Origin of the sequence: Ideonella aquatica (assembly GCF_018069755.1) — a bacterium.
Classification (GTDB): domain Bacteria; phylum Pseudomonadota; class Gammaproteobacteria; order Burkholderiales; family Burkholderiaceae_C; genus Ideonella; species Ideonella aquatica.
The window spans coordinates 85,189-92,002 of the sequence record NZ_JAGQDE010000017.1; the positions used below are offsets into that span (position 1 = coordinate 85,189).

Annotated in this window: 7 protein-coding genes; 4 read left to right on the plus strand and 3 right to left on the minus strand. The window is 67.5% G+C overall.

The window, feature by feature from the left end; genetic code table 11:
- The first annotated feature begins 43 nt into the window (after positions 1-43).
- The 3 genes from KAK06_RS17590 to KAK06_RS17600 are packed head-to-tail and all read left to right on the plus strand — an operon-like array spanning position 44 to position 2,429.
- Positions 44-580, plus strand: a complete 537-nt coding sequence (locus KAK06_RS17590; RefSeq protein WP_210803449.1) for a VOC family protein — start codon at positions 44-46, stop codon at positions 578-580.
- Positions 581-597: 17 nt separating this feature from the next.
- A complete protein-coding gene (locus KAK06_RS17595) occupies positions 598-2,217 on the plus strand; it encodes an FAD-dependent oxidoreductase (protein ID WP_210803450.1) in 1,620 nt (539 codons plus the stop codon).
- A gap of 14 nt (positions 2,218-2,231) precedes the next feature.
- Complete coding sequence (locus KAK06_RS17600; RefSeq protein WP_210803451.1) at positions 2,232-2,429, plus strand: DUF2783 domain-containing protein; 198 nt, start codon at positions 2,232-2,234, stop codon at positions 2,427-2,429.
- Here the strand turns inward: KAK06_RS17600 and KAK06_RS17605 are convergent, their stop codons facing one another.
- Both KAK06_RS17605 and KAK06_RS17610 read right to left on the minus strand, forming a co-directional pair.
- The gene (locus KAK06_RS17605) at positions 2,430-3,935 is read right to left on the minus strand and encodes a protein adenylyltransferase SelO (RefSeq protein WP_210803452.1); all 1,506 of its coding nucleotides are present in this window, start codon (positions 3,933-3,935) and stop codon (positions 2,430-2,432) included.
- Positions 3,936-4,054: 119 nt separating this feature from the next.
- Positions 4,055-4,690 carry a helix-turn-helix transcriptional regulator gene (locus KAK06_RS17610; protein ID WP_210803453.1) on the minus strand — a complete coding sequence of 212 codons (636 nt, stop codon included), beginning with the start codon at positions 4,688-4,690 and terminating at the stop codon, positions 4,055-4,057.
- Positions 4,691-4,843: 153 nt separating this feature from the next.
- On the opposite strand from KAK06_RS17610, the gene KAK06_RS17615 reads away from it, so the two are divergent.
- Positions 4,844-5,953 (plus strand): helix-turn-helix transcriptional regulator, encoded by a 1,110-nt coding sequence (locus KAK06_RS17615; protein WP_210803454.1) that lies wholly within the window; start codon positions 4,844-4,846, stop codon positions 5,951-5,953.
- A 466-nt stretch (positions 5,954-6,419) separates the two neighbouring features.
- On the opposite strand, the gene KAK06_RS17620 is transcribed toward KAK06_RS17615, so the two are convergent.
- Positions 6,420-6,814 (minus strand): ATP-binding protein (locus KAK06_RS17620; protein WP_210803455.1); only part of this gene is annotated, 395 nt, incomplete at its 5' end.

A 6,814-nucleotide genomic window follows, 5' to 3' on the forward strand; every position in this document is an offset into this window, starting at 1 on the left:
AACGTTGGTTACTATAAGGCCCATCACACCGCCGGAGACCGCCATGCCCATCGAACGCATCCACCACGTTGCCTACCGCTGCAAGGACGCCAAGCAGACCGTCGAGTGGTACGGCAAGTACCTGGGCATGAACTTCATCCTGGCGATCGCCGAGAACCAGGTGCCGTCGACCAAGGCCCCGGACCCGTACATGCACGTCTTCCTGGATGCGGGCGCCGGCAATGTGCTGGCCTTCTTCGAGCTGCCCAACTCACCCGCCATGGGCCGCGACAGCAACACCCCGGAGTGGGTGCAGCACATCGCCTTCAAGGTGGGCAGCGTGGACGAGCTCGAGCAGATCAAGGCCCGGCTGCAGGCCGACGGCATCGAGGTGGTGGGCCTGACCGACCACACCATTTTCAAGTCGATCTATTTCTTCGACCCCAATGGCCACCGGCTGGAGCTGGCCGCCGACACCGCCACACCCAAGATGGCCAAGGACCTGGACGAGGTGAAATGGGCCATGCTCAACGAGTGGGCCCAGACCAAGCGTGCGCCCACGCACGCTGCCTGGATGCACGAGTCCGAGTTCAAGCACTGACCTGATCGGCCCCCGCCATGCAGAAGACCTACACCTACCCCGAGTTCGCCTACCGCTGCTCGGACGAGCAACGCAGCGGCACCGTCCAGCGCCACCCCGTGGTGGTGATCGGCGCCGGCCCGATCGGCCTGACCCAGGCGCTGGACTGCGCCGCCTATGGCATCCCGGTGGTGGTGCTGGACGACAACAACACGGTCAGCATCGGCTCGCGCGCGGTGTGTTACGCCAAGCGGCCGCTGGAGATCTGGGACCGCCTGGGCGTGGGCGAGCGCATGGTCGAGAAGGGCGTGAGCTGGAAGGTGGGCAAGGTCTTTTTCAAGAACGACCTGGCCTACAGCTTTGACCTGCTGCCCGAGCCGGCGCACAAGATGCCGGCGATGATCAACCTGCAGCAGTACTACCTCGAGGAGTACATGGTCGAGGCCTGCGACGCTTCGCCGCTGGTGGACCTGCGCTGGAAGCACAAGCTGCTGGCCATCGCCCAACATGACGACCATGCCGTGCTGACCGTGCAGACCCCCGACGGCGTCTTCACGATGGAGGCCACCTGGGTGATCGCCGCCGACGGCGCCAACAGCGACACCCGCAAGATGCTCGACGGCCAGTTCACCGGCCAGTTCTTCCAGGACCGCTTCCTGATCGCCGACGTGGTCATGAAAGCGGATTTCCCGACCGAGCGCTGGTTCTGGTTCGACCCCCCCTTCTACAGCCGCCCCGGCAAGCCCACCAGCGTGCTGCTGCACAAGCAGAGCGACAACGTCTGGCGCATCGACTTCCAGCTGGGCTGGGACAGCGACCCCGACGAGGAGAAGAAGCCCGAGAACGTGATCCCGCGCATCCAGGCGATGCTCGGCCCAGAGGCCGAATTCGAGCTGGAATGGGTCTCGGTCTACCAGTTCGCGTGCCGGCGCATCGACAGCTTCCGCTACGGCCGCGTGCTGTTCACCGGCGACGCCGCGCACCAGGTTTCGCCCTTCGGCGCGCGCGGCGCCAACACCGGCGTGCAGGATGTGGACAACCTGACCTGGAAGCTGAAACTGGTTCTGGACGGCCGCGCCCCGGAGGCGCTGATCGACAGCTACCACGCCGAGCGCGCCTATGCGGCCGACGACAACCTGAAGAACTCCACCCGCTCGACCGACTTCATCACGCCCAAGAGCCGCGGCAGCCTGCGCTACCGCGACGCAGTGCTGGAACTGGCCAAGACCGAGGCCTTCGCACGCCCGCTGGTCAACAGCGGCCGCCTGTCCACGCCGACGCCCTACCTGCAGTCACCCCTGAACACACCCGACACCGACCGCTTCGCCGGCCTGATGCGCCCGGGCACCAACTGCGCGGATGCACCGGTCGAGGTCAAGGGCCAACGCAGCTGGCTGCTCAAGCACCTGGGTGGCAGCTTCGTGCTGCTGGCCTTTGGCGATGCGGCTGCTGAGTCGATCGAGGTCAACGGCGTGCTGACCCGCGTGCTGCACGTGGGCCGTGACCTGCACGACACCGACGGCCTGGTGGCCCAGCGCTACGACGCCCAGCCCGGCACCGTCTACCTGATCCGCCCCGACCAGCATGTGGCCGCCCGCTGGCGCCACTTTGACGCCGAGCAGGCCACCAACGCACTGCGCCGCTGCCTGGCCGCCTGACCGAGGACCCCGCGATGAGCACGCTCCACACCGAACCCCGCATCGCCGACCCGGACGGCTTCTACGAGGAACTGATCAACAGCCAGCGTGAACTGAACGACGAGCAGGTCGAACTGATGAACGCCAAGCTGGTGCTGATCCTGGCCAACCACATCGGCGACCGCAGCGTGCTGAGCGCCGCGCTGGCCCTGGCGCGGCCCGCCGGCACCTGATCAGGTGCCGCAGAAGGTCTGGTAGCCGGCGGTCACCGCCAGCGGCGCCGGCTCGGTGTAGGCGGCATCCTGCGGCCGCTCGTCGAAGGGCGCACGCACCACCGCCAGCAGGCGCTCGAAGGGCGCCAGATCCTGCCGCTCCTGCGCGGCCTCCAGCGCCGCTTCCACCTGGTGGTTGCGGGCGATGTAGGCCGGGTTGGCGCGGCGCATGGCCTGGGCTTGCGCCTCGCCAGCGCCATGGCGGCGCTGATGCCACCGGCCCAGCCAGGCGTCCAGTGCCTCGTCGGCCTCGGTCGCGAAGAGCGCGCGCAGGCGTGACTCGTCGCCCACCGCTGCGCTGTTCAGAGCGCGGAAGGCCGACGTGAAGTCGATCTGCCTCGGCTGCAGCAGGCCCAGGAAGGCCTGGGCCAGGGCCTCATCGGCGTCATCATCACCCGCTCCGGGCAGGCCCAGCTTGGCGCGCATCACGCCCAGCCATGCAGCGCGGTAGAACGCCGGGAAGGCATCGACCACGCCGGTGGCCAGGCGCAGTGCCTGCTGCTCGTCGGCGTGCAGCAGCGGTAGCAGGCACTCGGCCAGCCGCGCCAGGTTCCAGCGCGCGATCAGCGGCTGGTTGGCGTAGGCATAGCGGCCCGCCACATCGATCGAGCTGAACACCGTGCGCGGCCCGTAGGCCTCCATGAAGGCGCAGGGGCCGTAGTCGATCGTCTCGCCCGAGATCGTCATGTTGTCGGTGTTCATCACGCCGTGGATGAAGCCCACGCCCATCCAGCGCGCCACCAACGCCGCCTGGCGCTGGGCCACGCCTTGCAGAAGTGCGTGGTAGCGGTCGGGACGGTCGATGTCCTGGGGTTGGTGCAGCGCGATCGCGTGGTCGGCCAGTGCGCGCAGGGACTCGCCCTCGCCCCAGGCCGCGGCGTACTGGAAGCTGCCCACGCGCAGGTGGCTGGCCGCCACGCGCGTGAGCACGGCACCCGGCAGCGGGCGCTCGCGCCAGACCGTTTCGCCGGTGGCCACCGCGGCCAGCGAACGGGTGGTGGGAATATCCAGCGCGTGCATGGCCTCGGACACCAGGAACTCGCGCAGCACCGGCCCCAGCGCCGCCTTGCCATCGCCACCGCGCGAGAACGGCGTGCGGCCACTGCCCTTGAGTGCCACGTCGCGCCAGCGTCCGTGCCGGTCGCGCAGCTCGCCGATCAGCAGCGCCCGGCCATCACCCAGTCGCGGCGAGAAACCGCCGAACTGGTGTCCGGCATAGGCCTGGGCCACCGGCCGAGCGGCCGCCGGCACCGCGTTGCCTGCCAACACCGCCAAGCCTTCGGAGCCGGCCAGTGAGGTCGGGTCCAGGCCCAGCTCAAGCGCCAGCGCATCGTTCAGTGCCAACGCGCTCGGTGCCGGCACTGTGGTGGGCGTCCAGGCCACGGCCATGTCTGGCACGGCCGCCGCAAAACGGGCGTGCCAGCAGGCGTTGGCGAGAGAGACAGGTGTGTCTGCGGACGTCGTCATGGGCGACAGCTTGCCTGAACCCGGGACCGACTGCCCAGGGCCGCTCAGGAAGCCCTACCGCCACGCACCAGCCCGACACCCATTCATGCGCCTGTCGTGTCGAAGCGCCTTCCCGTCGCTCAGTGCACCGCCGCAGTGATCGGCGGCAACTCGGCCACCTGCAGCAGCAGCGCGTCGATGGTGCTCACGCCGAACTTGTTGCGCACCGACTGGATCTGGGTCCGGATCGTGGCCAGGCCCACGCCATGGGCCTCGGCAATGTCGCGTGCCTGCATATTGGACAGCAGCCCACCCAGCACCCGGGACTCGGCCTGCGTCAGGCCGTGGCGCAGCGCCAGCATCTGCAAGGCCAGCGGCGAGCCGGGCAAACGGCGCCCCAGCATCACCAGGGCCACAGGCTGGTTCAGCCAGGGCTCCCAGATGGGGGTGACTGCCACCATGGTGCGGTGGTCCGCTTCGCCCAGTTGCAGCAGCCTGGCACGGCGCCGCTCGGCCGCGTCGACCAGCGCACTGGCCCACTCCGGGGCCGAGCCCGCCGCGGCACGAACACGTTGCTCGTGCAGCGTCAGAATTCGACCCGCGTCGAGCTCACGCCGCGCCGCCCGGTTGGCGAACAGCAACAAGCCGTCCTGGTCGCAGGCCAGCAGGCCACACTCAATCTGGTTGATCAAGGCGTTCATCAACGCCGAGCCCCCCGCATCCGCTTGCGGATGACCCAGCGCCGACGGCGCATCCCTTCCGGTGTCCAGCAGCATGATCCTCTCCTTGCTTGTTTCTTGAGGAGGACCCGCCGGGCTGCGGCACCCGCGCGAACTCCATCCTGGGGACGCACTGTGAACGGGATCAGTCTCACAATCACCCCCTGACAAGGGGGCGAATCGCACACCAACCGATGCGAAGCTAGCACTGTGAAAAACACGTCCAAAGTCAGCCAGATCCGGGCGCTGGCCAGTGCCGGCCTGCCGCCGGAGGGCTTCATTGCCGCCGTGCTCGAGGCTCTGCACGGGGTCATCCCCTCGTACCGCAACCTGTTCGACTGGACCGAGCCCGATGGCCGCCTGGTGCGCTACTTCTTCGAGGGTCCGATCGACCACGAGGTGGCCAAACACTACTTCGAGGAGTTCCACAATCAACGTGAACTGGAGGTGATGCCGGCCTTTCGCGACACCATCACGGGCCGCGCCTCGGTCAAGACCGCCGAACAGCTGGACCAGCCGGCGTTCTACGAGTCAGCGCTGTACAACGAGATCTGGCGACCCCAGCGGCTGAAGACGCGCATCGAGACCATCGTGCGCACCAGCAGCGGCACGCCGCTGGGTTCCCTGGTGCTGTACCGTGGCCCGGGCGACCGCCGCTTCACAGCAGCCGACGAGCGCCTGCTGGAGCGCATCGCGCCCTACATCGCCCGCGGCCTGAGCGCGCCGACACCAACGGTCGGTGCCCCGGCCTACATCGCCAGTCCCGCCGGCCTGGCATTCGTCTGCCTGGGAACGCAGGGCCAGGTGACGCAGCTGTCGGCCAATGCGCACCGCCTGCTGCTGCTGGCCCATGGCGACGTCACGCCCGAGCGGGCTGCCGCAGCGCCGGCGGCGGAGAGCTTCCCCGTGCTGGCCACGCTGTGCCGACAATGGCTGGCGCAACGCGATGCGTTCCAGACCTGCTCACTGCAGGTTCAGAACGCCTGGGGACAGTTCGTCTTTGACGGCTGCGGCCTCAAGGGCACCCAGCCCGATGGCGGCGCACAGCTGCACGTGACAATCAGCCACCGCGAGCCCAACATCGTGGCCGCTCGCCGCGCCGTGGCCTCGTTCGACCTGACCCACGCGCAGCAGGAGGTGTGCCTGCTGCTGCATGCCGGCCGCACCCAGACCGAAGCGGCCGAACAGCTGGGCGTGTCAGTGGCCACCGTGGTAGACCATGTGCGCAAGATCTACGCGAAGCTCGATGTGCACTCGGTGATCGAGTTGGTGGGCCTGATCAATGCGCGGCAGAGCCGCAGCGGCATGGCAGGCAACTGACTGCCCTGATCGCGCCGAGCCCGAGCAGCGACAACGCGAGGGGTCTGGGGAACAGTCCACCCCAGGAAGTCCCCAGCCCAAAGACAAACGGGCTAGACGCCGAAGCATCTAACCCGTTGATCTAGAACGCAAATTCTGGCGCGGCTGGCAGGATTCGAACCCACGACCCCTTGGTTCGTAGCCGCAGACCGGCACCCTAAATTTCTTTTAAATCAACCACTTGCGGCGCTTGCCAACCCGCATTCCAAGCTGATCCAGTCACAGTCACGGCACAGTCCAGCGGGGCCGGTCACACTGGTTCAGAAACCGTCGCGCTGCCTGACGGAGATGGCAGTGCTGGTTGGTACAGGTCAGTAATGTTTATGTCAAATAGGTGTTGACGCCGACCGAATTTTGACCACCCGTGCCGATTGAACTTTGACCAGGGGCGGGAGGCTGTCGCGAGGACAGCCATCTGTGGATAAGTCTAGTCGCTGGCTGGGTTGACGCCCTCCTGGTCAGGGTCTGTGGTTGCCGTGCGGCGAGCCTGTTCGCGCGCCCGGATTCGGGTCTTGGCAGTGGCCGTGGAGTGCCGGAAGCGGTAGGACTCGTTGCCTGTCTCGACGATGTGGCAGTGGTGGGTGAGGCGGTCGAGCAGCGCGGTGGTCATCTTGGCGTCGCCGAAGACGGCGGCCCATTCACCGAAGGTCAGGTTGGTGGTGATCATGACGCTGGTGCGCTCGTAGAGCTTGCTCAGCAGGTGGAACAGCAAGGCGCCGCCGGCCTGGCTGAACGGCAGGTAGCCCAGTTCGTCCAGGATCACCAGGTCCATGTGCATCAACGTGGCGCTGATGCGTCCGGCACGACCCTCGGCCTTCTCGC

What these genes read in the sequence shown, in the direction of transcription:
- KAK06_RS17590 (WP_210803449.1), top strand. Translation starts at nt 44, where the DNA reads ATGCCCATCGAACGCATCCACCACGTTGCCTACCGCTGCAAGGACGCC.
- KAK06_RS17605 (WP_210803452.1), bottom strand. Translation starts at nt 3,935, where the DNA reads ATGACGACGTCCGCAGACACACCTGTCTCTCTCGCCAACGCCTGCTGG.
- KAK06_RS17610 (WP_210803453.1), bottom strand. Translation starts at nt 4,690, where the DNA reads ATGCTGCTGGACACCGGAAGGGATGCGCCGTCGGCGCTGGGTCATCCG.
- KAK06_RS17595 (WP_210803450.1), top strand. Translation starts at nt 598, where the DNA reads ATGCAGAAGACCTACACCTACCCCGAGTTCGCCTACCGCTGCTCGGAC.
- KAK06_RS17600 (WP_210803451.1), top strand. Translation starts at nt 2,232, where the DNA reads ATGAGCACGCTCCACACCGAACCCCGCATCGCCGACCCGGACGGCTTC.